The sequence below is a fragment of the Micromonospora sp. DT68 genome (assembly GCF_049847245.1).
Classification (GTDB): Bacteria; Actinomycetota; Actinomycetes; order Mycobacteriales; family Micromonosporaceae; genus Micromonospora; species Micromonospora profundi.
Window position 1 is genome coordinate 224,030 of sequence record NZ_JBNCNZ010000008.1, and the last position, 24,567, is coordinate 248,596.

The following is a 24,567-nucleotide window of genomic DNA, read 5'->3' on the forward strand; positions in this document are numbered from 1 at the left end:
CTCGTGTGTTTGGTGGTGGGGGTGGGGGGGTGCGGGGCGCCCCCCCCCCGGCGCTGGTAACACCCCTCCCCGCCCGGAGCGGGTCGGGCTGCCCCGGAACCCCTGACCTGGTCGCCCTGGTGCCGGCCGTAGGCGTGGTGGGCGTCGGCCAGGCCAAGCGGAGCCCTCGCGCCGCCCGTCCCCGGCCGGCACCACCGTCCGTCCCCGGGCGGCACCCCGTCCGTGCCCGGGCGGCACCCCGTCCGTGCCCGCGCGGCATCCCCGTGCCCGCGCTCCGCTGCCCGTCCCGCGCCGCCCGTCCCCTGGCCGTCCGCCCCCACAGCGCCCGGCGTGCACCGGCGGCCGGGCACTGGATCAAGGCGCACCCGTTTCATGATCTGGGCAACTTCGGGGAAAGTGCTGGGTCGTGGCGTTTTGAGGCACCAACTTCGCCGAAGTTGTGCGGATCTTGCGGCGGGAGCCTGCGTGAGCGGGCCGGTTCCTATTTCAGGGGGTCGTGGCCCCAGTTCATCAGGGACCAGCGCCACTTGGTGTCGCGGACGTTGCCGGAGGGACGCTGCGCCATGTGCCGGCGTACGTAGCCGACCACCTTGCGCATGTGCTTGTAGTCGCCCTCGGACAGGTCGCCGCGTTTGCGGCGGAGCAGGTTGATGATCTTCCGGCCGGATTCGTGCCCGACGGACTCGCCACCACCAGCGCGACCGCCCTTGTGCCAGCCGACCTGCTTCGACTCGTCGGTCTCCAGCCACGTGGACAGCTCGCCGGGCTTCATGTTCACCGCCTCGGTGAACTCCCGGTAGGTGTCCCGGCCATCGTTACGTTCGGCCATGGTCCCGGGCTACCCGACGCGGCCGGGGCGAAACGACTACGGGGTGATCTCGCTGATCGGAAGTTTGATCTCGAACGGTTCGGTCAGCTCGATCACGTCGGCGCCGTCGGCCGCCAGCTCGTACTGCCGCTCGCCGCCCGGCCCGACCCGGTCACCGATCCGGTACGCGTAGACGTGCAGAGGGTCCTGCTCGATCCGCCAGTAGAAGGGGATGCCGGCGGCCGCGTACTCGCCGGGTTTGGCGAACCGGTCGATCCGGCGGGTGCCCGGCGAGACGATCTCCACCGCGAGGACGACGTCCTCCGCCCGCAGAATGGACTGGACGGACGTCACGCCTGCGCGGTGCAAGAGGACATCGGGCTGTCGACTGGTGTTGTGGCTGAGCTTGACTCCGACGGACTGCGCGGCGCCGAGGTGGGTCGGCGCATGGTTGTGCAGCCAGAGCCAGAGCAGGCTGGAGATGTTCTGCTGGCCCAGGGTGGGGGAGGGTGTCACCCGGATGATTCCGTCGACGAGTTCGACGCGGGGGGCGTCATCCGGCAGTTCGAGCAGATCCTCGACCGTGTAATCGGCGAGCTGCTGCCGCATCAGGTCCGGACACCAGGGGCCAGGTGATGTCGGGACGGGCTCGGCCCTCATGCGACGAGGCTACCGACCGTCGATGGGGTGGGGGTCGCACCGCGCGTGCGACGCCGTCACTCCGGCTTCTCGGTGACGAAGATGGCGGTGCCCGGGAAGAGCTTGCCGCGCAGCGGGCTCCACTGCCCCCAGATCCCCTCGTGTCCCTCCGGCCACTCCGGCTCCACCAGATCCAGTAGACGGAATCCGGCGCCGACCAGTTCGCGGATCCGGTCGCCGAGAGTGCGGTGCTGTTCGACGTAGGTCGCCACGCCGGACTCGTCCTGCTCCACGTATGGGGAGCGGTCGAAATACGAGTGCACGGCCCGCAGCCCGCCCTCGCCCGGGTCGTCCAGGAAAATCCACCGCATCGGGTGGGTCACCGAGAACACCCACCGGCCACCCGGGCGCAGCACCCGGTGCACCTCGGCGAGCAGGGCCGCCGAGTCGTCCACGAACGGGATCGCGCCGAACGCGGTACAGGCGGTGTCGAACGACTCGTCGGCGAACGGCAGGGCGAGCGCGTCGGCCTGCACCAGCGGCACGCGTACCCCGCTGCGGTCGGCTGCCTGCGCGGCGTGCCGCAACATGCCGGCGGACAGGTCGAAGGCGACTGGCCGGGCACCCTGGGTGGCCAGCCAGCGGGCGGCGGCCGCCGCTCCGCAGCCCACCTCCAGAATCCGACGCCCGACCACGTCGCCGAGCAGCCGGGCGTCGGCCTCGCGCAGCCCTTCGGGGCACCAGACGAAGTCCACGTCGCCGAGGAACGCGCCGTGCTCGGCCTGGTAGTCGTCGGCGTCGGTGTCCCACCAGCCGCGGTTGGCCCGCCGGACCTCGGCGTCACCGACCCGGCGCCGGGTAACCCGGCTGTCGTCATCCACGCGCTCACGCTAGGCCCCACCCACCCCATTGGGTACGGCGGCGCGTCCATGATCTGCGCGAATCCTCAAGCCGCCGGGACGGCCGGGCGGCGTGGCCCGTGAGGCTCCTGTGACGTACGAGACAGCAGTGGTGGTTTCCGGGCGATTGTTCGGCTTTCGCAGGTAACCACACGGCGAGGAGGCGGGAGGGCTTGCACGCTGTGGTAATGCGCACGGTAGGCTAGACGATGCGCTCGCGGATCGTGTGTCTCGGCAGGGAGCAGGTGCGCGGTCGACGGAGCCACACCATGATCTCACTAGACGATCGTTCGGTGTGTCCGGCGACGGATCCGCTGGCGCGAACAGGTCACTGCGACACCAGCCTGCTGTGACAACCCACCGACCGGAGCAACCGCCCACATGACGAGCAGCATCGAGGCCCCCTCGAGCGCCACCCGGGTCACCCACGACGATCTCGGTTCCGAGGAGGCTTTCCTCGCCGCGATCGACGAGACCATCAAGTACTTCAACGACGGCGACATTGTCGAAGGCACCGTCGTCAAGGTCGATCGGGACGAGGTCCTGCTCGACATCGGCTACAAGACCGAGGGTGTCATCCCCTCTCGTGAGTTGTCGATCAAGCACGACGTGGACCCCGCCGAAGTTGTGACGGTTGGCGACCACATCGAGGCCCTGGTCCTCCAGAAGGAGGACAAGGAGGGTCGTCTGATCCTCTCCAAGAAGCGGGCGCAGTACGAGCGGGCCTGGGGCACGATCGAGAAGATCAAGGACGAGGACGGTGTCGTCCGCGGCTCGGTCATCGAGGTGGTCAAGGGTGGTCTCATCCTCGACATCGGGCTGCGTGGCTTCCTGCCCGCCTCCCTGGTCGAGATGCGGCGCGTGCGTGACCTGCAGCCGTACGTCGGGCGCGAGCTCGAAGCCAAGATCATCGAGCTGGACAAGAACCGCAACAACGTGGTCCTGTCCCGCCGTGCCTGGCTGGAGCAGACGCAGTCCGAGGTGCGCACCGAGTTCCTCAACAAGCTGCAGAAGGGCCAGGTCCGCAAGGGCGTCGTGTCCTCGATCGTCAACTTCGGCGCCTTCGTGGACCTCGGCGGCGTCGACGGTCTGGTGCACGTCTCCGAGCTGTCCTGGAAGCACATCGACCACCCGTCCGAGGTCGTCGAGGTGGGCCAGGAGGTCGAGGTCGAGGTCCTGGACGTCGACCTGGACCGCGAGCGTGTCTCCCTGTCGCTGAAGGCGACGCAGGAGGACCCGTGGCGGCAGTTCGCCCGCACCCACGCGATCCAGCAGATCGTGCCGGGTAAGGTCACCAAGCTGGTGCCGTTCGGTGCGTTCGTCCGGGTGGACGACGGCATCGAGGGCCTCGTCCACATCTCCGAGCTGGCCGAGCGCCACGTGGAGATCCCGGAGCAGGTCGTGCAGGTCGGCTCCGAGGTCATGGTCAAGGTCATCGACATCGACCTGGAGCGCCGCCGGATCTCGCTGTCGCTCAAGCAGGCCAACGAGGGCTTCGTCGAGGGCGAGGAGCACTTCGACCCGACCCTCTACGGCATGGCCGCGACGTACGACACCGAGGGCAACTACATCTACCCGGAGGGCTTCGACCCGGAGACGGGCGAGTGGCTCGAGGGGTACGACAAGCAGCGCGAGACCTGGGAGAACCAGTACGCGGAGGCTCGTCAGCGCTGGGAGGCCCACACCAAGCAGGTGCAGACCTCCCGGGCCGCCGACGCCGAGGCTGCTGCCAACCCGGCCCCGGCCGTTCCGGCCGCTGCTGGCGGTGGCGGCACCACCTCCTCGTCCAGCCCGGCCCCGAGCCGGCAGGCCGAGGAGCCGGCCGGCACCCTGGCCACCGACGAGGCGCTCGCCGCACTGCGGGAGAAGCTCGCCGGCGGTAAGTGACCCGCTGAACGACGAAGGGCCCCGTCCCCGCGATCTTTCGATCGCCGGGGGCGGGGCCTTCGCCATACCCCGCGGCACGCCCGCCGCCCGCGGCGTCCCGGCCTGAGCGCGCCCGATCCTTGATTCAGGGGCTTCGGGTGGGCTGGGATGCCACTGCATCCTGGATCGAGCGTGATCAAGGTCGGGCCCGTCCCACCGCATCGCCGCGAACCCGCCAGGCGGGAGGTGGTTTGGTGGAGGGGCCTGTGATCCGGTTGACTGGTCGGGTGCTGAGGGTGGGGTTGACCGGCGGTATCGGGTCGGGCAAGAGCGCGGTGGCCGCGCGGCTTGTCGAGTTGGGTGCGGTGCTCATCGACGCGGATCGCGTCGCGCGGGAGGTCGTCGCGCCGGGCTCCGAAGGGCTCGCCGAGATCGTCGCGGCCTTCTCCGACCGGGTGCTGGACGCCGACGGCGCGCTCGACCGTGCCGCGCTGGGCGCTGTGGTGTTCGCCGACGAGGCGGCCCGCCGGCGGCTGGAAGCGATCACCCATCCTCGGGTCCGCGCCCGTACCGCCGAGCTGATGGCCGCGGCGGCGCCGGACGCGATAGTCGTCAACGACGTACCGCTGCTGGTGGAGGTGGGGCTCGCGCCGACGTACCACCTTGTGGTCGTGGTGCAGACGGCAGTGGCGACCCGACTGGACCGACTGACGCGTCTCCGGGGGATGGACCGGGCGGAGGCCGAGCGGCGGATCGCCGCGCAGGCCGACGACGCGCGCCGCCGCGCGGCGGCGGACGTGGTGCTTACCAACGACGCAAGCCTCGGGGAACTGCACGCCGCGGTCGACGCGCTGTGGCGGCGGAGGTTGCAGCCCTACGAGCACAACCTGCGGGAGCGGCGGGTGGCCCCGCCGGGCCAGGGTGAGGTGGCGAGGAGCGACCCGAGTTGGCCTGAGCAGTACGCGCGGTTGGCGGCCCGGATCCGCCACGCGCTCGCCCCGGCCGACCTGCGGATCGACCACATCGGCGCCACTGCGGTGTCCGGCTCCGCCGCCGCCGACGTCATCGACGTGCAGGTGGCTGTGCCCACGCTCGCCGACGCCGACGGGGCACTTGCCGACCGGCTGGCGAACGCCGGGTTCCCCCGGGTGCCTGGGCACTGGTGGGACGACCCGCGTCCGGCCGGGCAGGGGCGGTGGGAGAAGCGGCTGCACGGCAGCGCCGATCCGGGCCGGCCGGTGCGCCTGCATGTGCGGGCCGCCGACTCCCCGGGCTGGCGGTATGCGCTGCTGATGCGCGACCATCTGCGCGCCGACCCGGACCAGCGGGCCGCGTACCTGATGCTCAAGCGGGATCTGGTCGAGGCCGCGCCGCACGTCGACGGCTCCGGGACGGCACGCGACCCCTGGTTCGACGAGGAGTACCTGCGGGCCGAGCAGTGGGCCGAGCAGACCGGCTGGCGACCCTGAGCACTGCCGACCAGCGCTGTCGGCCAGCGCTGGGTCAGCGGGCGCCGGGACGTGGCGCGGTGGTCGCCGGGCGGGGTGGTGGGCCGAGGCGTGGCACCACGGCGGGGTTGAGGTCCAGCTGTGCCCACGCGCCGCTGCCGGTGAGCAGCTCCACCCGGCGCAGCGACCCGTCCCGCTCCATCCAGTAGCGCAACCGCCCGGCGGTCGTGCGCAGCTCCACGACGTCCACGATCCGGCCGTCGGCGACGTCCTCACGGATCCGCACGGCCGCGCCCCGCTGTCGTACCGGGCCGGCGGCAGCGACCGCCGCGTCGACGAGCAGGTCGAGTTCGTCCTTGGCCGACCGGGAGTGCCGCCACGCACCGGCGGGCGCCGGCAGGGGAGGCCGGCCGGGTGCCTCCGCGGTACCGCCGCCACCGGCGGTGGCCGGCACGTCCGTCCGGAACAGGCCGGCGGCGTCCCGGCGCAGCAGGGTCCGGCGATCCGGTACGCCCAGGTCGGCGACCGCGAGGTACGCGGTGCCTGTGGTCCAGCTCAACCAGCCGGCGCCCCGCAGGTTGGTGTCCGTGCCCATCGGCGCGCTGACCGTCACCGTGGCGCCGCCCAGGGCGCGTAGTCGGGTCGGTAGCCGGTTCATCCGGCGCTGCTCCGCGTCGGTCAGGGCGCGGGGCAGACCGGGTCGGCCACCGAGCGCCTCCACCGGCCGCAGCGTGGGCCGGTCTGCCCGGTTGAGGAGCACCGTGACAGGGCCGACGCCGGGCAGTCGTGTCGTGACCTTGTGCAGCCGCGCGTCCTGGTCGAGCCAGTAGCGGGTGGACCCGTCCGGCGCGGCCTCGGCGGCGGACGACGCACCTGCGGCGGACGGCGTGCCTGCCGTGGCAGTGCTGCCTGCCGGAGTGCCGCTGGAAAGGGGTGGGGTCGCGGGAGGCGGCGATGCCGCCACGACGTCCACCGGCCCGGCCGCGAGCACGTCCCGGGCGATCCAGCGGGCGTCGCCGTCGCCGGGGTCGGGGCGGTCGGCGGCCAGGCCGCGGAGCAGGTCGAGGACCGGCGCCAACGCCGTGCCGGGCGTCAGCCGGTGCAGCCGCCACCGGTCCGGCGGCGGCACCAGTGGCGGCGCGGCGGGGGTGGGCACAGCCGTCGGGTCCGGCCGGATCACCAGCACCGAACCGGTGCTCTGCAACAGGCCCCGTTCGGCGCCCGCCCCCGGCCCGCCCACGTCCAGGTAGAGCAGTGGCCGGGACCAGTCCACCCACCCCACCAGTTCGGTACGGGCGGCGCCGGTGCCGGCCGTGACGTGGATCCCGGAGCGGAGGTCGCGCAGGTTGGTGACCCGCATCGCCGCCAGCCGCTCGGCTTCGGCGACGGTCAGCGGCCGGGCCGGCTCGGGCGGCTCGGGTGCCCAGCTCAGCAGCCCGAGCACAAGCGCCGTCGCGGAGGTCACAGCGGTCAGGCCGAGCGCCAGCAGCACCGTACGTCGGCGGCGGCTCGCCCGGGGCGGCGCGCCGGTGTCCGTGTCGATGGCGTCGGTGGTGTGGTCGGGCCGGGACGCGTCCCCGGGGTCGGGCTCGTTTGTCGGGGGCGCTGAGGTGTCCACGGATGTGAAACGGGTGGGACGGCGTGGGGTGACGTGCAGGGGCGCTCGCGGCGGCCGGTCTGCGCCGTGAGCGCGACCACACGGGTGCGCACGCCAGACGAGCCGGGTGCTGCGACCGCTGTGCCGGGGCGGGCCAGCCGTGATGACGGCCTGGCCACCGGCCCGGTCGGCCGCCGCGAGCGGCCTACATGAAGAGGGTAGTCCCGGTGACATGTGACACACAATGGGAATATCGAAGCCGATCAAGTACCCTGCGCGATGGCGCAAACCTGTCGGACCTCCGGCGTACCGTTGAGGTCATGGCGCTCGACATTCCCCGGCTCGACGGCCGTTTCCAGGTCGTCAGCGACTTCCAGCCGGCCGGTGACCAGCCGGCCGCCATCGATGACCTTGAGCGTCGGGTTCGACGCGGCGACCGCAACACGGTGCTGCTCGGCGCGACCGGCACCGGCAAGAGCGCCACCACCGCGTGGCTTGTCGAGCGGTTGCAGCGCCCGACCCTGGTGCTCGCCCCCAACAAGACGCTCTGCGCGCAGCTGGCCAAGGAGTTCAGCGAGCTGCTGCCGCACAACGCTGTCGAATACTTCGTGTCGTACTACGACTACTACCAGCCCGAGGCGTACATCCCGCAGACCGACACCTACATCGAGAAGGACTCCTCGATCAACGAGGAGGTCGAGCGGCTGCGGCACTCGGCGACGATGTCCCTGCTCACCCGGCGCGACGTGGTAGTGGTGGCGACCGTCTCGGCGATCTACGGCCTGGGCACCCCTGAGGAATACCTCGACCGGGCGATCCGTGTCGAGGTCGGCCAGGAGGTCGACCGCGACCAGTTGCTGCGGCGGCTTGTCGACATCCGCTACACCCGCAACGACATGGCGTTCCAGCGGGGCACCTTCCGGGTCCGCGGCGACACGCTGGAGATCATCCCGGCGTACGAGGAGCTGGCGGTCCGCATCGAGTTGTTCGGCGACGAGGTGGAGAAGCTCTACTACCTCAACCCGTTGACAGGTGACGTGGTCCGCGAGGTCAACCAGTTGGTGATCTTCCCGGCGACGCACTACGCGGCCGGCCCGGAGCGGATGGAGCGGGCCATCCGCGACATCGAGGCCGAGCTGGCCGAGCGGCTCGCCGAGCTGGAGCGGCAGGGCAAGCTGCTGGAGGCGCAGCGCCTGCGGATGCGCACCACCTACGACATCGAGATGATGCGGCAGGTGGGCTTCTGCTCCGGCATCGAGAACTACTCGATGCACATGGACGGGCGGCTGCCCGGCAGCCCACCGCACTGCCTGCTCGACTACTTCCCCGACGACTTCCTCACCGTTGTCGACGAGTCGCACGTGACGATCCCGCAGATCGGCGGCATGTACGAGGGCGACGCGTCGCGTAAGCGGATGCTCATCGACCACGGCTTCCGGCTGCCCAGCGCCGCCGACAACCGGCCGTTGCGCTTCGACGAGTTCCTGGAGCGGGTCGGCCAGATGGTCTACCTCTCCGCGACGCCCGGCACATGGGAGATGGAGCAGGCCCAGGGCGAGTTCGTGGAGCAGGTCATCCGCCCCACCGGTCTGGTCGACCCGCAGGTCGTGATCAAGCCGACCAAGGGCCAGATCGACGACCTCATGCACGAGATCAAGCTGCGCACCGACAACGACGAGCGGGTGCTCGTGACGACCCTTACCAAGAAGATGGCCGAGGATCTGTCGGACTACCTGCTGGAGAACGGCGTCCGGGTGCGTTACCTGCACTCCGAGGTGGACACGCTGCGCCGGGTGGAGTTGCTGCGCGAGCTGCGCCAGGGCGAGTACGACGTGCTGGTGGGCATCAACCTGCTCCGTGAAGGTCTGGACCTGCCCGAGGTGTCGCTGGTGGCGATTCTCGACGCCGACAAGGAGGGCTTCCTGCGCAGCGGTCGTTCGCTGATCCAGACCATCGGTCGGGCCGCCCGTAACGTCTCCGGCCAGGTGCACATGTACGCCGACAAGATCACTCCGTCGATGGCGGCGGCGATCGACGAGACCGACCGACGTCGCGCCAAGCAGATCGCGCACAACGAGGCACACGGGATCAGCCCTGAGCCGCTGCGTAAGAAGATCCACGACATCCTTGACGACATCTACCGCGAGGCGGAGGACACCGAGAACTCGCGGGTGGGCGGTGCGGCGCGGCAGCTCTCCCGGGGCAAGGCGCCGGTCAAGGAGACCCGCAGTCGAGGTCGGTCCGCTGTCGCCACCACCTCGCGGGAGGGGATGGCGCGCGCCGACCTCGCCCAGCTCATCCAGGAGCTCAACGACCAGATGCTGGCCGCCGCCCGCGAGTTGCAGTTCGAGCTGGCGGCGCGGATCCGTGACGAGGTCGCCGACCTGAAGAAGGAACTGCGCGGGATGGACGTCGCCGGCGTGAAGTGACCGGCCGGGCGCGGTCCGGCGGGTGCGACAGTGGCGGCCGTGGTCGGGAGCGGTCGAACGGCAGGTAAGAGGCTGTTCGACCGCTCGCCGCGTCGCCGGCCTGGTTGCGGTGTGCAAGCAAGCTATTGCACTGGGTGACTGCCCTGCGTACGCTCCCACGGTGGGAGGCCGGATGCCGTTGCCAACAAGTCCTGTCATTCGACGTGCGCGCCTCGGCGCTGAGCTGCGCCAGCTACGCCGGCGTGAGGGCCTGACCCTGGAGCAGGTCTGCGACCGGCTGGGGTGGGCCTCGACGTCGAAGCTGTCCCGCATCGAGCTGGGCCAGAGCCGCCCGGACCTCGCCGACGTGCTGGACCTGCTCGACGTCTACAAGGTGCCGGCGCCGATCCGGGACACGCTGATCGTGATCGCCCGGGACGCCGCCACCAGCCGTGGCTGGTGGAAGACGCTTGGCGAGATGAGCGAGCGCCAGCGGGTCTACGCCGAACTGGAGGCGGGTGCCGCCCGCATCGTCGAATACCAGCCGGTGATCGTGCCAGGGCTGTTGCAGACACCGGCGTACGCGCGGGCGCGGGTCGCGGCGGGCGCCATCCTCACACCGAAGGTCGACATCGAGGCGGAGGTGCGCGCCAGGGCGCTGCGGCAGGAGGTCCTGCACAGGGCCAACCCTCCGGACTACACGGCGGTACTCACCGAGGCGGTGTGCGAGCAGGGTGACCTGTCTGTCGACGTGTGGCGGGAGCAGCTGCGTCACCTGGTGGCCGTGACAGGGCTGGAGCACGTGACTGTTCGCCTGCTGCCACGGGGGGCGTCCGGCGACGGGCTGCACCCGCTCACGCCGTACTCCTGGTATTCCTTTCCCGACCTGGCGGACCCGCGGACGGTGATGCTCGAGGCGTTGACCACCGACGTCCGGCTGGCGACGGTGCTCGACGTCGACAGGTACGAGCTGATGACCGAGGCGCTGTTGGCGGCTGCCCTGTCACCGGAGGAGACGGTCACGGCGTTGGCGCGATGCGTCGGCCAGTGAGGGGCGCGGTGGCGCGCCACGCGGCCACCGGGCCCGGCGCCCCCGAGACCGTCGGGACCGGTGACCGACGCGTGCGGTGGGCACGATAAACCGGGGGTACGACAGCTTCGCTCAGGCGGGAACGTCGATGAAGTGTTCGACGAGCGGCGGGCCGGCGAAGTGCGGCCCGATCAGGTCGCGCCACGTGGTGAACCGCTCGGTGGCCCGGAAGTTGTCCTCGTGCGCCTCGACCGAGTCCCACTCGACAAGCAGCACGAACCGGGTCGGGGACTCGACGCCCCGCGTCATCCGCACTGACCGGCAGCCGGGTGCTCCGGCGAGAACGGGGTGACCCTGGGCGTACGCGGCGGCGAACGCGTCTTCGTGTCCGGGCAGTACGTCGATCAGCGCGACCTCAAGCACCATGGTGGAAGCCTCCCACGGCTGGGGGAGTCCCTGTGTCACGGGGTCTGTGCGGCCCGGGTCGATGCCCCTAGGGTGGGTGCCCGGGAGGGGCATCGTGATCATCGACTGGCTCACCGGCACCGCGTTCGAGGTGGCCGGGACCACCTGGGCGGAGTTGCTGGGGTTCGACACTGATCGTCGCACTCGATTCACACTAGCTACCTAGGAAGCTGGAGGCGGCGTGACGCCGACCCCCGTAGATACCACCCGGCTGCCCGGAGTGTGATCACGGCGAGTGGTGGGCAACAATGGTCGGCGAGGAGGGGAGTATTCCCCCGCGACGAAGTCGTCAGCACGGTCGATCGCCGGATCTTCGGCGCCCGACCCGGTTTCGTCGGTCGCCGTCCGTTCGCGGTCGGCGGCGGAAGAGACCTCCGACAGTCACCAGAGTGAGCGACAGAGGCACACCGGCACGCGTTGAGGCGTACGGTGTGCCCGACGCCGCGTGTCTGCCGGAGGAATGAAACGTTGGACGTGTCCGGGCTCGTGTGGGCGGGAACTCTCGTCGCACTGATCGCGGTGCTACTCGTCGATCTGCTGATCATCGGTCGACGCCCGCATGAGCCGAGCGTGCGGGAGTCGAGCCTCTGGGTCGCCTTCTACGTCGGCCTGGCACTGCTCTTCGGCGTCGGCGTCTGGCTGACCTCGGGAGCGAGTGCGGCGGGGCAGTTCTACACCGGCTGGCTCACCGAATACAGCCTCTCGGTGGACAACCTCTTCGTCTTCGTGATCATCATGGCCCGCTTCGGGGTGCCCCGGCAGTACCAGCAGAAGGTGCTGCTCGTCGGCATCGTGCTGGCGTTGCTGATGCGAGGCGCCTTCATCGCCGCGGGCGCGGCCCTGATCAGCCAGTTCTCCTGGGTGTTCTACATCTTCGGTGCGTTCCTCATCTATACGGCTGTCAACCTGGCCCGGCAGGGCGAGCCGGACGAGGACGAGTTCTCCGAGAACATGCTGATCCGGTGGAGCCGCAAGGCGCTGCCGATCTCCAAGACGTACGACGGCGCGAAGCTGATGACGCACGAGGGCGGTCGCCGGCTCTTCACCCCGCTGCTCATCGTGATGATCGCCATCGGCACCACCGACCTGATCTTCGCTCTGGACTCGATCCCGGCGATCTTCGGCATCACCCAGGAGCCGTACCTGGTCTTCACCGCAAACGTCTTCGCGTTGATGGGCCTGCGGCAGCTCTACTTCCTGCTCGGCGGCCTGCTCAACCGACTGATCTACCTGAGCTACGGGCTGGCCGTGGTGCTGGGCTTCATCGGGGTCAAGCTGGTGCTGGAGGCGTTGGCCGACAACAACCTGCCGTTCATCAACGGTGGCGAGCACGTCGGTTGGGCACCGCACATCCCGATCTGGCTTTCGCTGCTGGTCATCGTCGGCACGTTGGGCGTGGCCACCGTCGCCAGCCTGATCAAGTCGGCCCGGGACCGGCGCCGCGAACTGGCCGACGCCCGACGCTGAACCGCCCGCCCCGGGCCGGGGCCTGAGGATTGACCGTCGCCGGCCGGTAGCCCCTGGGCTTCCGGCCGGTCAGACCCGGTGCACGCCGACAAGTGTGGCGGAGCGGTCGGCAGGCATCGGCTCCTCCACCACACGTCGCCGCCGGTAGCAGGCGTGCAGCATCCGCCGGCTGCCGCGACCTCCGGCGACGGCGGTGACGATCCCGATGTGGTGGATCTTGCGGCCGGGACGGGCGAAGAAGTAGAGGTCGCCGGGGCGTTCCGCGCCGAGCGGCAGCGGGTTCGTCGCCACCGCCTGGTCGTCGGCGTCGCGCGGCAGCAGGACACCGAACCGGCGCCAGGCAAGGTGGACCAGACCCGAGCAGTCGATGCCGTACGCGGAGAGCCCACCCCAGATGTACGCGACGTGCAGCAGCCGCTGCGCCACGGCCAACACGTCGGCGGCCTCGGGTGGCCCCACCGGTATCGGCACGAGCTGGCCGTCGGGCAGCCAGAGCGGGGCGGGCTGACCGGGGACGTGCACCGGCCGCCAGCCGTTGCGCGCCGGGCCGGCCGGGACGAGGCGGGTGCCGACGATGACACCGGGCAGCACCACAGGGCCGTCCGGGTCGGCGCGCAGCTCGGTGATCGTGGCGTCCACGACAAGCGGGTCGCCGGTGCGGGCCGGGTCGACAGCGACCAGTTGGTCGGCGGGAAGCCATCCCGGGTAGCCGTGCGGGTCGAGTTTGGCCGCCGGTTGTTCGACGGCGACCACGCGCGCCCAGCCGTCCGTGCGTAGCTCGGTGACGAGCACCCGCTCGCCGAGCAGGAGCTGGCTCAGCACGCAGTCGCCCACCTGCTGCTCGGTGTCCATGCCGGAGACCCAGGTCGGAATGTCCGCGCCGGTGGTGAGCGCTGGTCCGTCGATCGGCCGGATCGCCTCGGGGGATGACCACAGCGTCGCCACGGCGACCCGGACGAGGGCCTCGCGGCCCGGTTGGAGCTCCACGTCAACCCCCAGCTCGTGTCGGCTGTTCACTGGAACTCTATGAAAATAATCAACGACCATCAACCACGGGTCTGCATCTTTACTTCAGCCAGACCGGGAATGCCCAGGCCAGGGACGTCGGGAAGCACCACCGTCGGCCCCTCGTACCGGATGCCGCCTCGCACCGGCGACCAGGCCAGCCACCAGGCGGCGTCCAGATCGGCGACCGCGGTCGTGCCGTACGCGCCGACCAGGCTCGCCGCCGCCCCGATGCCGACCTGGGTCTCCATCATCGACCCGACCACAGTGCCGAGCCCGTGCGCGGCGGCCAGCTCCAGCAGCGTGCGCGCCGGGAGCAGCCCACCGCACTTGGCAAGCTTGACGTTCACCAGATCGGCGGCCCGGCGGCGGATCACCTCCACGAGATCGCGGACCCCGAAGACCGCCTCGTCGGCAAGGATCGGCACCGACACCCGGTCGCTGACCCAGGCCAGCCCGTCCAAGTCCCAGCGGACCACCGGCTGCTCGACCAGTTCCACGTCCAGCCCCGCGTCCTCCATGCCGCGGATCACCCGGACCGCCTCGCGGGGCGTCCAGCCCTGGTTGGCGTCCACCCGGATCCGAACCTGGGGGCCGACCGCCGCACGGACCGCGCGTACCCGGTCCAGGTCACCTGCCGCGTCCGTGCCGATCTTGAGCTTCAGCACGCCGAAACCGTCGGCCTGCCGCTGCCGCGCGGCCGCCGCCAGGTCCACAGCGTCACCCGCCGCCAACGTGACGTCCGTCGGCACCCGCAGGGTGGTGCCGCCGAGCAACCGCACGAGGGGTACGCCCAGTCGCCGCGCGGCCAGGTCGTGCAGCGCCACGTCCACCGCGGCCTTCGCGGCCTCGTTGCCGACCACCGACCGCTGCACCTCGGAGCAGCGGGTCACCAGGTCGTCCGGGTCGCGGCCGGAGAGCAGTGGCCCGATCAACTCCTGCACGCAGGCCTGCGACCCGGCGACCGACGCGCCGGTGACCTGCCAGACCTGGGGGGCCTCGCCGAAGCCGGACCGGCCATCGGCGTCGATCACCTCGACCACCAGAGTCTCCACAGTGGTCGTACGGCGCAGCGCGGTGATGAACGGCGTGTGTAAGGGGGCGGAAACCCGGTGGGTACGTACCGCCGAGATCGTCATGTGGGGCACCCTATACGTAGGTACGCGGCGGAAGGGGACACCGAATGGGCGGGCGGGAATGGGAGCTGATCGGTGCGCCGAACGCGCGTGACCTGGGCGGTCTCGTCACCGTCGATGGCCGCCGGGTACGCCCCGGACGGCTGATCCGCACCCCGGCTCTGGGCCGGCTCACCGACGAGGACCTGCCGGTGCTCGCGAAGCTCGGGCCGACCTGCGTGCTCGACCTGCGCGACCACACCGAGATCGCTGTCGCCCCGGCGGACCGGTTGGCCGGTGAGCCGCGCGTCGTGCACCTACCGGTCCACGACCCGGACCACCCGGTCTTCACGTACGTCTCCGCGGTGCTGCTCGGTCACGACCTCGACGCGTACGCGGAGCTGGCCCGGCAGGGCACGGCGGGGGCGATGGCCGAGATCTACCGGTGGTTCGTGGCCGGGGAGGCGGCCCGCGCCAACTTCGGCGCTGCGGTACGGCTGGCCGCCCAGCCGGAGAACCTGCCGCTCGTCTACCACTGCTCGGCGGGCAAGGACCGCACCGGTTGGCTCACCGTCATCCTGCTCAGCGCGCTCGGCGTGGACGAGGCCGCCATCCGCGCCGAGTACCTGCGCAACAACGAGCTGACCGACAGCCTCCGCGCGGTGATCGTCGAGGCGATGCGGCGGCGACAACCCACACTGGACGCCGACGCGGTGCTGCCGGTGCTTGAGGTCCGGCCCGAATACCTCGACGCCGGCTACCAGGAGGTGCACCGGCGGCACGGCTCGTTCGACGGCTACCTGCGCAACGGGCTGGGGCTCACCGACGACGTCCTCACGGCGCTGCGGGCGCAACTGCTGGAGTGACCGCAGCACCGGGCGGCGCGGTCGCGCGGGCGACCAGTCCGATGACGATCAGCGCCTGGCCGGCCGCGTACGTGGCCATCACCAGCACCGGCGCGCCGGGCGGCTGGGCCACTCCGGCCACCCCGGTGGCGATCAACAGGTCGGAGCCGAGGAACAGCGCGGCGCCCAGGCCGACCCGCCAGCCCTGGGTGACGGCGGTGGCGGCCATCGCGGCCAGCGCGAACGCGTACCCGGCGACGGGCACGGCCAGCCCTGCGTCGGTGAGCCCCGCCCACATCCAGGCGAGCGCGACGACGGTCAGCACCGCGTACCCCAGTGGGACCGCGACCAGCGGCGGACGGCGCAGCGGGGCCGCGGCGCCGTGTCGGGTGAAGGCCACGAGGTAGCAGACGTGGGCGGCCAGGAAGAAGACCATGCCGGCGATGAACCAGCCGGTGCCGTCGCCCAGCAGCGCCACGTCGCCGGCGGTGGAGCAGGCCAACGTGGCGAGCACCAGCCGGTCCGGGCGGACGCCGCGTTCCGCGCTGGCCCGCCAGAGGTACGCGGCCAGCAGCGGCATCAACAGCGGCTTGGTGAGCAACTCGGCAACACCATTGTCGGTGGCGTTGGCCAGCAGGTTCGCCGCCGTCACGACGAGGAAGACGACGAGCAGGGTGCGACTGCGGGGCATCAGCGGCTCCGGGGTGGGGGTGGGAGCAGCAGCCTAGCCGGATCGGCTGATGGCCGGTCAGAGCCGGTGACGCGCGGCCCAGACCTGGGCGGAGATGTGGGCGATCAGCAGGCATGCGTCGTCCTCGACGTCGTCGCCGCTGCTGCCGCCGTCGGCCAGGTCGGTGGTGGTGCACACGGCGATCACGTACGGCGGCGCGTCGTCGGGCAGCACCACGCCGGCACCGTGGCGCACCCCGCGTACCCAGCCGCTCTTGTGGGCGATCCGGGTGCCATCCGGCAGGCCTGCGGCCAGGTCCTCGCGGTGCTCCTGGGCGAGCAGCACGTCCAGCATGGCGGCGCAGCTGGCCGGCGAGGCGAGCCGGCCGGGCGTCGCGGCCCCGGTGGCCAGCGCGCCCAGCAGGGCGGCCAGGTCGGCGGCGGTGACCGCGTTGGTGATGCCGGCCCCGCGGGCCGCGAAGTCCTCGATGCCCCGGCCGGTGACGCTGTGCCGGGCGCCGACAAGCGACCACACCTGCGCGACAGCGTCCAGGCCGACGTGCGCGATGACCAGGTTGGTGGCCAGGTTGCTGGACCGCACGATCATCCGTTCGGCGAGCCACCGCAGCGACACGTCGCCGCCGAGCCGGTCCCACACCGCGTCGTCGTTGTCGTAGTGCGGGGCGCAGGAGAACCGTGGTGTGCCGGGTTGGGCCGAGTCGAACTCGTTCACCACCGGTACCTCGGCGTCCAGCTCAAGCGTGCCGGCCTCGGCGGCGCGGTACAGCGCGGCGAGCACACCCACCTTCATGGTGCTGGCCGCGTAGTGGCTGGCGTCCGCGTGCCGGGTCCACGTCGGCGGCGCGTCGAGCCGGCCCACGTACGCCGAGACGGTGCCCGGTACCCGGGCCAGATGGGCGTCGAGATCATCCCAGGTCATGTCGGTGACCGTAGCCGACCACCGGCGGGTCGGGTCGGCGTACCAGCGTCGGAAAGCGGACGGGCGCGCCCCCCCGAAACGGGAGGCGCCCCCCGGGCCGGGGGGCCCCGGGGGGGGAGGCCGGGGGGGTTGGGCGGGCGGGGGCCCCCCCCCCCCGCCACGCGGACGGGGGCCCCGACCGTAAGCGGTCGGCGCGCCCGGTGCCGGGTGCTCCGGTGGGGTCAGCCGGCGTGCTTGCGGCGGGCGGCGGCCCGACCGCGCAGCTGCTGGTCGAGGACCACCTTGCGGATGCGCACAGCGGTCGGAGTGACCTCGACGCACTCGTCCTCGCGGCAGAACTCCAGCGCCTGCTCCAGCGAGAGCTTGCGTGGCGGGATCAGCTTCTCGGTCTCGTCGGAGGTCGAGGCCCGCATGTTCGTGAGCTTCTTCTCCTTGGTGATGTTGACGTCCATGTCGTCGGAGCGCGAGTTCTCGCCGACGATCATGCCCTCGTACACCTCGGTGGTCGGCTCGACGAAGAGCTGACCGCGCTCCTGAAGGTTGATCATCGCGAAGGCGGTGACCGCGCCGGCCCGGTCGGCGACGAGCGAGCCGTTGTTACGGGTCCGCAGCTCACCGAACCACGGCTCGTAGGACTCGAAGACGTGGTGCAGGATGCCGGTGCCCCGGGTGTCGGTGAGGAACTCGGTGCGGAAGCCGATCAGGCCACGCGCCGGGACCAGCCACTCCATCCGGATCCAGCCGGTGCCGTGGTTGACCAGCTGCTCCATCCGGCCTTTGCGGGTGGCCAGCAGCTGGGTGATCGCGCCCAGGTACTCCTCGGGCGCGTCGATGGTCAGCCGCTCGACCGGCTCGCAGGTCTTGCCGTCGATGACGCGGGTGACCACCTGCGGCTTGCCGACGGTCAGCTCGTAGCTCTCCCGGCGCATCTGCTCGACGAGGATGGCAAGCGCCAGCTCGCCGCGGCCCTGCACCTCCCAGGCGTCCGGCCGCTCGGTGGGCAGCACCCGCAGCGACACGTTGCCGATCAGCTCTTTGTCGAGCCGGTCCTTAACCATCCGAGCGGTGACCTTGGAGCCCTTGACCCGGCCGACAAGCGGCGAGGTGTTGGTGCCGATTGTCATCGAGATGGCCGGCTCATCGACGGTGATCAGCGGCAGCGGAACCGGGTTGTCCACGTCGGCGAGGGTCTCACCGATCATGATCTCGGGGATGCCGGCCACAGCGATGATGTCGCCCGGCCCTGCGGTCTCGGCCGGCTTGCGCTCCAGACCCTCGGTCATCAGCATCTCGGAGATGCGGACCCGCTGGGTGCTGCCGTCGGTGCGGCACCAGGCCACCGTCTGACCCTTGCTGATCGTGCCCTGGCGGACCCGGCACAGCGCCAGACGGCCGAGGAACGGCGAGGCGTCGAGGTTGGTGACGTGGGCCTGCAACGATGCGCCGTCCTCGTACGCGGGCGGCGGGATCGTGTCCAGCAGGGTGCGGAACAGCGGCTCCAGGGAGTCACTGTCGTCGGGCACCGAACCGTCGGCGGGCTGGGTCAGCGAGGCGATGCCGTCGCGGGCGCACGCGTAGACGATCGGGAAGTCGATCTGCTCCTCGTCGGCGTCCAGGTCGAGGAAGAGCTCGTAGGTGTCGTCCACGACCTCCTTGATCCGGGCGTCGGGACGGTCCACCTTGTTGATCACCAGGATGATCGGCATCCGTGCCCGCAGGGCCTTGCGCAGCACGAACCGGGTCTGCGGCAGAGGACCCTCGCTGGCGTCGACGAGCAGCACCACGCCGTCGACCATGGTCAGGCCGCGCTCGACCTCGCCACCGAAGTCGGCGTGGCCGGGGGTGTCGATGATGTTGATGGTGACCGGGTCGGAGCCATCGGCCGGCAGGTAGCGCACGCCGGTGTTCTTGGCCAGGATCGTGATGCCCTTCTCCCGTTCCAGGTCACCGGAGTCCATCACCCGCTCGGTCGTCTCGCCGCGTGCGCCGTACGCGCCGGCCTGCCGCAACATGGCGTCGACCAGGGTGGTCTTGCCGTGGTCGACGTGAGCGATGATGGCGACGTTGCGGAGGTCGGTGCGAAGCTGCATACCCTCTATCCTTCCGCCTGCGCTCGCGCAGGCTGCGTCGGGGTCACCCCCAGGTGCCCCTGATCTATGGTGAAACTGCTGTGCCGGTGGTTCCCCCGGCTGGCATGCTGGCTCCCGTGTCCCGGGGGCCTGAGTGCACGACCTGCTGACCGTGGTGCAGGGTCTGCCCACCCTGTGGATCTACCTGGTCGCCGCGCTCATCGTGGCGGGCGAAACCGCGGTGATCTTCGGCCTGCTGGTGCCGGGCGAGGCTACCCTGCTGCTCGTCGGCTTCCTCACCTACAACGGTACCTTGCGGCTCGGTCCGGCGTTGCTTGCGATGATCGCCGCCGCAGTGGCCGGTGACACGCTGGCGTTCCGCGCCGGTCGGCGGTACGGCCCGAAACTGCGCGCCGGGCTCGGCCACCGGGTAGGGCCCGAGCGGTGGCGCCGGGCCGACGCCATGCTCGCCCGGCTGGGCGGACGGGGCGTGTTCGCGGCCCGCTGGGTGGCCTTCGCCCGCACCCTGGTGCCCCGGCTGGCCGGCTCCGCAGGCATGTCGTACCGGCGGTTCGCCCCGTGGAACCTGGCAGGCGTCATCACCTGGGTGGGCGGCTCGGTGCTGCTCGGTCACCTCGCCGGTGAGTCGTACGACACGGTCTCCCGACTGCTCGGCCGGGCCACCGGTGCGGTGCTCCTGTTGCTGGCGGGGCTGCTGGGGGTGGTGCTCGCCGGCCGGTGGCTCGGCCGCAACCCCGACCCGGTACGCGCCCTGCTGTCCCGGGCCGGTGCGTTGCCGCCCGTGCGCTGGCTCAGCGCCCGCTACGGGATCCTGTTCTTCCTGCTGGCCATGCGGATCGGACCGGCCTGGACGCTGCTGCTCAACCTCGCCGCCGGTCTGGTGCTGCTCTTCGCCACCGGGTTCGCCATCGCCGGCCTGCTGGCCGTCGCCGTGAACAACAGCGGTCTGGCCGCGCTGGACGGGGCGATCGGGAACTGGTTCGCCGCTCGGCGTACGCCGGACGCGGCCGACGCCACGCTGGTCGTGGTGTCTGTGGTTCGCGGGTGGGTGTTGATCGTCCTGGTGGCGGTGGTGGCTGCGGTGCTCGCGTGGCGTAGCAGGCCCTGGCGGGCGGACCTGCTCAGCGTGGTCGGCTCGGTGGGCGCGTTCGTGCCGCTTGTGGTGCTGGCCGTGGTGGCCGAGTCGACAGGCCCGGACGGCAACGAGGCAGCCCGGTTCCCGACCCAGAACGCGGTGGTCGCGGCGAGCTTCTGCACCCTTGCCTGGCTGGTGTCGCGCAGTGCCCGCTGGCCGGTGGCGGTGGCCGCGTGGACGGCCGCCGCCGCGGGCGTGCTGGGCATCGGCGGCGCGCGGCTCTACCTCGGACTGGACACAACGAGCGGTACGGCGGCGGCGGTGCTGCTCGGTGTGCTGTGGACTGTGGTGTTCATGGTCGCCTGGGCCACCCGCGACCGGGCGGTACGGGAGCGGGACCAGCCGGTCGACGCGGCAGTGCCGCCGCAGGGGCCCCGGAGCCCGGCGGAACCTTGCTAACCTGCGTCGATGGTCACACGGGGGAGAAACGCGGTGCGTGGACGGATCACTCAGGTGGGTGCCGTGGCGCTCGTCGGGCTGCTGCTCGCCGGCACGACGGCCGGATGCGCTGACCGGGGGGAACGCCCGCCGGGCCAGGCCGCCCCCGCGTCGGTCACCGGGGAGCCGACCGACGGCACGACCACCGAGCCGGTCGACGAGTCGAGCGCCGAGCCGAGCCCCAGCGGGGTGGCGGAGATGGGCGCGGCACCGAGCCGCAGCGCGTCGGCGTCGCCCACGCCGTCGAAGAAGCCGAGCCGGCCGGCGTCCACGGCGCCGAAACCACGCGCCGTGGCCAAGCCGCCCACCGAAACCAAGGTCCCGCCGGCGCCCCCGAAGCCCGCCCCCGCCTCCTGCAAGCCCTCGTACAAGGGCACCCAGGCCAGCCGGGCGGCGGCTAAGGCCGCGCTCACCGATGCCGCGGCCCGCACCTACTGGCCGACCTCCGCGCCGGACATCAAGATCCCGCTCGACCTGGTCAAGGCCACCGCCTGGCAGGAGAGCGGCTGGCAGTCGAACATCTACGCCTGCGACGGCGGCGTCGGGCTGATGCAGGTCATGCCGGGCACCGCGACCTGGATGAACCAGCGGTTCGAGCAGAGCTACGACATCGCCGACTACCGCGACAACGCGTACCTCGGCGCCAACTACCTGGCCTGGCTGACCAAGTACATCGGTGACATGTACTTCGAGTCGGACTTCCGTCTCGACGCCGACCTGTGCACCACCGAGCTGAATTCCTGCCTGCTCAACGCGGTGATCGCCGCGTACAACTACGGGCACGGGGCAGTGGCGCGGGAGGGCGAGCCGCTGACCATCCCCAACCCGTCCTACGTGCGCAACGTCCGGGCGTTGATGACCGAGTGCGTCTGCCTCACCTACTGAACGCGCCGACGGGGCGGGGCCGGGTGACGAACCCGACCCCGCCCCGTCGTGTGTGCGGTCAGTCCTGCGCGGTCGCCGGAGCCGCCGGGGCTTCGTCCCCTTCCTTGCGGGCGTCGATGCTTCCCGGCCACCAGAAGCGGTCGCCGAGCATGAACGCCAGCGCCGGCACCAGCACCGTGCGGACCAGCAGGGTGTCCAGGAGTACGCCGATGCAGACGATGATGCCGATCTGGGTCAGCGTGATCAGCGGCAGTACGCCGAGCACGGCGAACACCGCGGCGAGCAGCACGCCGGCGCTGGTGATGACGCCGCCGGTGACCCGCAGCGCGGAGAGCATCCCGGCGCGGGTGCCGGCAGTGCGGGCGTCCTCCCGGGCTCGGGTGACGAGGAAGATGTTGTAGTCCACGCCGAGCGCCACGAGGAACACGAAGGCGAGCAGCAGGACCCCGCTGTCCAGGGCGGGGAAGTCCAGCACGTGGTCGAAGAGCAGCCACGCCGCGCCGAGGCTGGCGAAGAACGACGCGATCACGGTGAGGACCAGCAGCACCGGTGCGAGCAGGCCCCGCAGCAGCAGCACGAGCACGGCGGCGACCAGCAGCAGGATGATCGGCAGGATCAGCTTCAGGTCGCGGCTGTTGGCCTCGTCGGAGTCGTACGTGGCGGCCACCGAGCCACCGACGATCGCCCCGGACGGCGCGTCCGCGCCCGGAGCGGCCGGCGGCGCGGAGTCGGGCACTGCGGCCACTGCCTCGCGCAGCGCCTCGACGGCCCGGTCGGAGGCGGCGGTGCCCGGTTCGGCCTCCAGCACCACGTCGACCTGGGCGACAGCGTCACCGGCGTCGCCGGGGCGGGCCGAGGCCACACCGGGCACGCCGGCGGCGACGTCAGTGACCGCCCGTACCGCCGCCGGGGTGGTGACCACGGCCACCGGCTGGGTGCTGCCGGCGGGGAAGGCCCGGGCCAGGGTCTGCGCGCCGGTCACCGCCTCGGGCTGGGCCCGGAACTGCTCGGTCTCCGACAGGCCGGTGCGGATTCCCAGCCCACCCAGCGCCAGGCCGCCGAGCAGCACGACGGCGAGCACCGCGACGACCGCCGGGCGGCGTTCCACTGCGCTGCCGAGCCGGCCCCAGATCTTGCCTTCACGGGCCGGGCCGCCGACCCGGGGGACGAACGGCCAGAAGAGGCCCCGGCCGAAGAGCACGAGCACGGCGGGGAGCACGAACAGGGCCGAGAGCATGGCGAGGATCACACCGGTGGCGCAGGCGACCGCCAGCGCCCTGTTGGTCTCCTGCTCGCTGAGCAGCAGGGTGAGTACGCCGAGCACCACTGTCGAGCCGCTGGCCAGGATCGGCTCGGCGGTACGCCGCAGTGCGGCACGCATCGCGGCGAACCTGTCCTCCTCGCGGCGCAACTCCTCCCGGTAGCGGGCGATGAGCAGCAGCGCGTAGTTGGTGGCGGCGCCGAAGACCAGCACGCTGGCGATGCCGGTGACCTGGCCGGACTGGAGGTTGATGCCGACGGCCGGGACGATCGTGTCGACCGCCCGCAGGGTGATCTGCTCGGTGGCGGCGACCACCACGAGCGGCACGATCCACAGGAACGGGCTGCGGTACGTGATCAGCAGCAGCACCGCGACCACTGCCGCTGTCACCGCGAGCAGTGTGATGTCGGCGCCGTCGAAGACCGAGGACAGGTCGGCGGTGAACGCGGGGGAGCCGGTGACCTCGGCTTTCAGCCCGTCCGGCAGGCCGGAGAGCGTGGCGCGCAGGTCGTCGACCTTCGCGGTGACCGCCTCCTGACCACCGTCGGTGGTGACGGGCACGGCGAGCAGCGCGACGGTGCCGTCCGGGGAGATCTGCGGCGGGCTGACCTGTCCGCCCACGGCGAAGCGGGCCAGGTCGTCGGATCGGGCGGTGAGGGCGGCCCGGTCGGCCTCGCTCAGCGCGCCGCCGTCGTCCCGGCTCACCACCACGATGGCGGGCTGGACCTCGCTGGAGGGCAGTTGCTCCTGTAGGCGCTCCACCTGGGTCGACTGCCACTGCACCGAGAGGCCGGTCGCCGAGACCGGTTTGGGGTTGTCCGGCTGGGGCACGGCGAAGACGACCACGCCGACGACGACGGCGACGGCCACGGTGATCCAGGCGGCCAACCGCCCGCGGGCGACCCTGGTGAACACAGACATCAGTGACCTCTAGGTCTTTCGAAAGTCGAGTATCTTGATTCGCGAGATTATCTAGGGCTACTCTAAGCTGCAACTCGGGAAACGAGATGGGGGAAGCGGCGCGACGTGGCAACTCACGGCATGTACCGGCGGCGGGACACACCCCGAGAGCGGCTCGTTGCCGAGATCACCACCGACCTCCGGCGGTACGCGGTGGACGCCCAGCAGGTAGGCCACGCCTTCGCCAACCTGCACGGCCTGAACCCCACCGACCTCAACGCCCTGATCGCGGTCATGGACGCCGAACTGCGCGGTGACCCGATCACCCCCGGCCGCCTCGGCGAACATCTCAACCTCTCCTCCGGCTCCATCACCGCCCTGATCGACCGGCTGGAACGGGCCGGGCACATCCGCCGCGACCGGGACACCGCCGACCGGCGCAAGGTGCTGCTGCACTACGCCGACCAGGGCGCCGCGCTGGCCATGGAGTTCTTCCGCCCCCTGGGCGCCCGCACCGACACCGTGATGGACCGGTTCACCGACGACGAGTTGCAGGTCGTGCACCGGTTCATGGTGGAGATGAGCGAATCGGTGCGGGCACACCGCGACATGTTCCGCGCCGCCCGACCCGAGCAGTCCCGCCGCCCGACGGGCTGA

The 24,567-nt window shown here is 71.3% G+C and carries 19 protein-coding genes and 1 pseudogene; 9 read left to right on the forward strand and 11 right to left on the reverse strand.

The window, feature by feature from the left end; all coding sequences use genetic code 11:
- Nucleotides 1–484: 484 nt before the first annotated feature.
- The 3 genes and pseudogenes from ACPXB1_RS17535 to ACPXB1_RS17545 all read right to left on the reverse strand — a co-directional run.
- Nucleotides 485–829, reverse strand: a pseudogene (locus ACPXB1_RS17535) (DUF3140 domain-containing protein); the annotation flags it as partial.
- Between the two features lie 36 nt (nucleotides 830–865).
- A complete protein-coding gene (locus ACPXB1_RS17540; protein ID WP_355594289.1) occupies nucleotides 866–1,468 on the reverse strand; it encodes a Uma2 family endonuclease in 603 nt (200 codons plus the stop codon).
- 56 nt (nucleotides 1,469–1,524) lie between these two features.
- On the reverse strand, nucleotides 1,525–2,328 hold the full coding sequence (locus ACPXB1_RS17545; RefSeq protein ID WP_355632437.1) for a class I SAM-dependent methyltransferase: 804 nt from the start codon (nucleotides 2,326–2,328) through the stop codon (nucleotides 1,525–1,527).
- Between the two features lie 399 nt (nucleotides 2,329–2,727).
- Between ACPXB1_RS17545 and rpsA the strand changes: the two genes are divergently transcribed.
- Entirely contained in the window at nucleotides 2,728–4,233 is a 1,506-nt protein-coding gene (gene rpsA / locus ACPXB1_RS17550; protein WP_355594292.1) for a 30S ribosomal protein S1, read from the forward strand.
- 266 nt (nucleotides 4,234–4,499) lie between these two features.
- Nucleotides 4,500–5,681: a dephospho-CoA kinase gene (gene coaE, locus ACPXB1_RS17555; protein WP_355594530.1), complete on the forward strand. Its 1,182-nt coding sequence runs from the start codon at nucleotides 4,500–4,502 to the stop codon at nucleotides 5,679–5,681.
- A gap of 34 nt (nucleotides 5,682–5,715) precedes the next feature.
- Here the strand turns inward: coaE and ACPXB1_RS17560 are convergent, their stop codons facing one another.
- Nucleotides 5,716–7,278 carry a hypothetical protein gene (locus tag ACPXB1_RS17560; protein WP_425735527.1) on the reverse strand — a complete coding sequence of 521 codons (1,563 nt, stop codon included), beginning with the start codon at nucleotides 7,276–7,278 and terminating at the stop codon, nucleotides 5,716–5,718.
- Nucleotides 7,279–7,577: 299 nt separating this feature from the next.
- Between ACPXB1_RS17560 and uvrB the strand changes: the two genes are divergently transcribed.
- Together uvrB and ACPXB1_RS17570 are read left to right on the forward strand one after the other, a co-directional pair.
- Complete coding sequence (gene uvrB / locus ACPXB1_RS17565; RefSeq protein ID WP_355594296.1) at nucleotides 7,578–9,686, forward strand: excinuclease ABC subunit UvrB; 2,109 nt, start codon at nucleotides 7,578–7,580, stop codon at nucleotides 9,684–9,686.
- 172 nt (nucleotides 9,687–9,858) lie between these two features.
- Nucleotides 9,859–10,716, forward strand: a complete 858-nt coding sequence (locus ACPXB1_RS17570; protein WP_425735528.1) for a helix-turn-helix domain-containing protein — start codon at nucleotides 9,859–9,861, stop codon at nucleotides 10,714–10,716.
- Nucleotides 10,717–10,827: 111 nt separating this feature from the next.
- On the opposite strand, the gene ACPXB1_RS17575 is transcribed toward ACPXB1_RS17570, so the two are convergent.
- Nucleotides 10,828–11,121 carry an antibiotic biosynthesis monooxygenase family protein gene (locus tag ACPXB1_RS17575; protein ID WP_167943335.1) on the reverse strand — a complete coding sequence of 98 codons (294 nt, stop codon included), beginning with the start codon at nucleotides 11,119–11,121 and terminating at the stop codon, nucleotides 10,828–10,830.
- Nucleotides 11,122–11,628: 507 nt separating this feature from the next.
- On the opposite strand from ACPXB1_RS17575, the gene ACPXB1_RS17580 reads away from it, so the two are divergent.
- Nucleotides 11,629–12,627 (forward strand): TerC family protein, encoded by a 999-nt coding sequence (locus ACPXB1_RS17580; RefSeq protein WP_355594300.1) that lies wholly within the window; start codon nucleotides 11,629–11,631, stop codon nucleotides 12,625–12,627.
- Nucleotides 12,628–12,696: 69 nt separating this feature from the next.
- Here ACPXB1_RS17580 and ACPXB1_RS17585 read toward each other — a convergent pair whose 3' ends face one another.
- Entirely contained in the window at nucleotides 12,697–13,614 is a 918-nt protein-coding gene (locus ACPXB1_RS17585) for an NlpC/P60 family protein (protein ID WP_355632446.1), read from the reverse strand.
- A 59-nt stretch (nucleotides 13,615–13,673) separates the two neighbouring features.
- Nucleotides 13,674–14,771 (reverse strand): mandelate racemase/muconate lactonizing enzyme family protein, encoded by a 1,098-nt coding sequence (locus tag ACPXB1_RS17590; protein WP_425735529.1) that lies wholly within the window; start codon nucleotides 14,769–14,771, stop codon nucleotides 13,674–13,676.
- Nucleotides 14,772–14,815: 44 nt separating this feature from the next.
- Here ACPXB1_RS17590 and ACPXB1_RS17595 point away from each other — a divergent pair, with 44 nt between their 5' ends.
- Nucleotides 14,816–15,613, forward strand: a complete 798-nt coding sequence (locus ACPXB1_RS17595) for a tyrosine-protein phosphatase (RefSeq protein ID WP_355594306.1) — start codon at nucleotides 14,816–14,818, stop codon at nucleotides 15,611–15,613.
- On the opposite strand, the gene ACPXB1_RS17600 is transcribed toward ACPXB1_RS17595, so the two are convergent.
- The 3 genes from ACPXB1_RS17600 to typA all read right to left on the reverse strand — a co-directional run bounded on the left by ACPXB1_RS17600 (nucleotide 15,582) and on the right by typA (nucleotide 19,291).
- A complete protein-coding gene (locus ACPXB1_RS17600; protein WP_425735530.1) occupies nucleotides 15,582–16,283 on the reverse strand; it encodes a lysoplasmalogenase in 702 nt (233 codons plus the stop codon). The two genes, ACPXB1_RS17595 and ACPXB1_RS17600, sit on opposite strands and share 32 nt — an antisense overlap.
- A 57-nt stretch (nucleotides 16,284–16,340) precedes the next feature.
- A complete protein-coding gene (locus tag ACPXB1_RS17605; RefSeq protein WP_355632451.1) occupies nucleotides 16,341–17,201 on the reverse strand; it encodes a serine hydrolase in 861 nt (286 codons plus the stop codon).
- A gap of 221 nt (nucleotides 17,202–17,422) precedes the next feature.
- On the reverse strand, nucleotides 17,423–19,291 hold the full coding sequence (gene typA / locus ACPXB1_RS17610) for a translational GTPase TypA (protein ID WP_355594312.1): 1,869 nt from the start codon (nucleotides 19,289–19,291) through the stop codon (nucleotides 17,423–17,425).
- 133 nt (nucleotides 19,292–19,424) lie between these two features.
- Here typA and ACPXB1_RS17615 point away from each other — a divergent pair, with 133 nt between their 5' ends.
- Nucleotides 19,425–20,825, forward strand: a complete 1,401-nt coding sequence (locus ACPXB1_RS17615; RefSeq protein ID WP_425735531.1) for a DedA family protein — start codon at nucleotides 19,425–19,427, stop codon at nucleotides 20,823–20,825.
- A 9-nt stretch (nucleotides 20,826–20,834) separates the two neighbouring features.
- Nucleotides 20,835–21,749 (forward strand): lytic transglycosylase domain-containing protein, encoded by a 915-nt coding sequence (locus tag ACPXB1_RS17620; RefSeq protein ID WP_425735532.1) that lies wholly within the window; start codon nucleotides 20,835–20,837, stop codon nucleotides 21,747–21,749.
- A 58-nt stretch (nucleotides 21,750–21,807) separates the two neighbouring features.
- On the opposite strand, the gene ACPXB1_RS17625 is transcribed toward ACPXB1_RS17620, so the two are convergent.
- Complete coding sequence (locus ACPXB1_RS17625) at nucleotides 21,808–23,931, reverse strand: MMPL family transporter (RefSeq protein WP_355594318.1); 2,124 nt, start codon at nucleotides 23,929–23,931, stop codon at nucleotides 21,808–21,810.
- Between the two features lie 120 nt (nucleotides 23,932–24,051).
- Between ACPXB1_RS17625 and ACPXB1_RS17630 the strand changes: the two genes are divergently transcribed.
- The gene (locus ACPXB1_RS17630) at nucleotides 24,052–24,567 is read left to right on the forward strand and encodes a MarR family winged helix-turn-helix transcriptional regulator (RefSeq protein ID WP_355594532.1); all 516 of its coding nucleotides are present in this window, start codon (nucleotides 24,052–24,054) and stop codon (nucleotides 24,565–24,567) included.

Bases quoted from the DNA above. Each gene is read 5' to 3' on its own strand.
- ACPXB1_RS17540 (WP_355594289.1), bottom strand. From the start codon at position 1,468: ATGAGGGCCGAGCCCGTCCCGACATCACCTGGCCCCTGGTGTCCGGAC.
- rpsA (WP_355594292.1), top strand. From the start codon at position 2,728: ATGACGAGCAGCATCGAGGCCCCCTCGAGCGCCACCCGGGTCACCCAC.
- uvrB (WP_355594296.1), top strand. From the start codon at position 7,578: ATGGCGCTCGACATTCCCCGGCTCGACGGCCGTTTCCAGGTCGTCAGC.
- ACPXB1_RS17570 (WP_425735528.1), top strand. From the start codon at position 9,859: ATGCCGTTGCCAACAAGTCCTGTCATTCGACGTGCGCGCCTCGGCGCT.
- ACPXB1_RS17575 (WP_167943335.1), bottom strand. From the start codon at position 11,121: ATGGTGCTTGAGGTCGCGCTGATCGACGTACTGCCCGGACACGAAGAC.
- ACPXB1_RS17590 (WP_425735529.1), bottom strand. From the start codon at position 14,771: ATGACGATCTCGGCGGTACGTACCCACCGGGTTTCCGCCCCCTTACAC.
- ACPXB1_RS17595 (WP_355594306.1), top strand. From the start codon at position 14,816: ATGGGCGGGCGGGAATGGGAGCTGATCGGTGCGCCGAACGCGCGTGAC.
- ACPXB1_RS17600 (WP_425735530.1), bottom strand. From the start codon at position 16,283: ATGCCCCGCAGTCGCACCCTGCTCGTCGTCTTCCTCGTCGTGACGGCG.
- ACPXB1_RS17605 (WP_355632451.1), bottom strand. From the start codon at position 17,201: ATGACCTGGGATGATCTCGACGCCCATCTGGCCCGGGTACCGGGCACC.
- typA (WP_355594312.1), bottom strand. From the start codon at position 19,291: ATGCAGCTTCGCACCGACCTCCGCAACGTCGCCATCATCGCTCACGTC.
- ACPXB1_RS17620 (WP_425735532.1), top strand. From the start codon at position 20,835: ATGGTCACACGGGGGAGAAACGCGGTGCGTGGACGGATCACTCAGGTG.
- ACPXB1_RS17625 (WP_355594318.1), bottom strand. From the start codon at position 23,931: ATGTCTGTGTTCACCAGGGTCGCCCGCGGGCGGTTGGCCGCCTGGATC.
- ACPXB1_RS17630 (WP_355594532.1), top strand. From the start codon at position 24,052: ATGTACCGGCGGCGGGACACACCCCGAGAGCGGCTCGTTGCCGAGATC.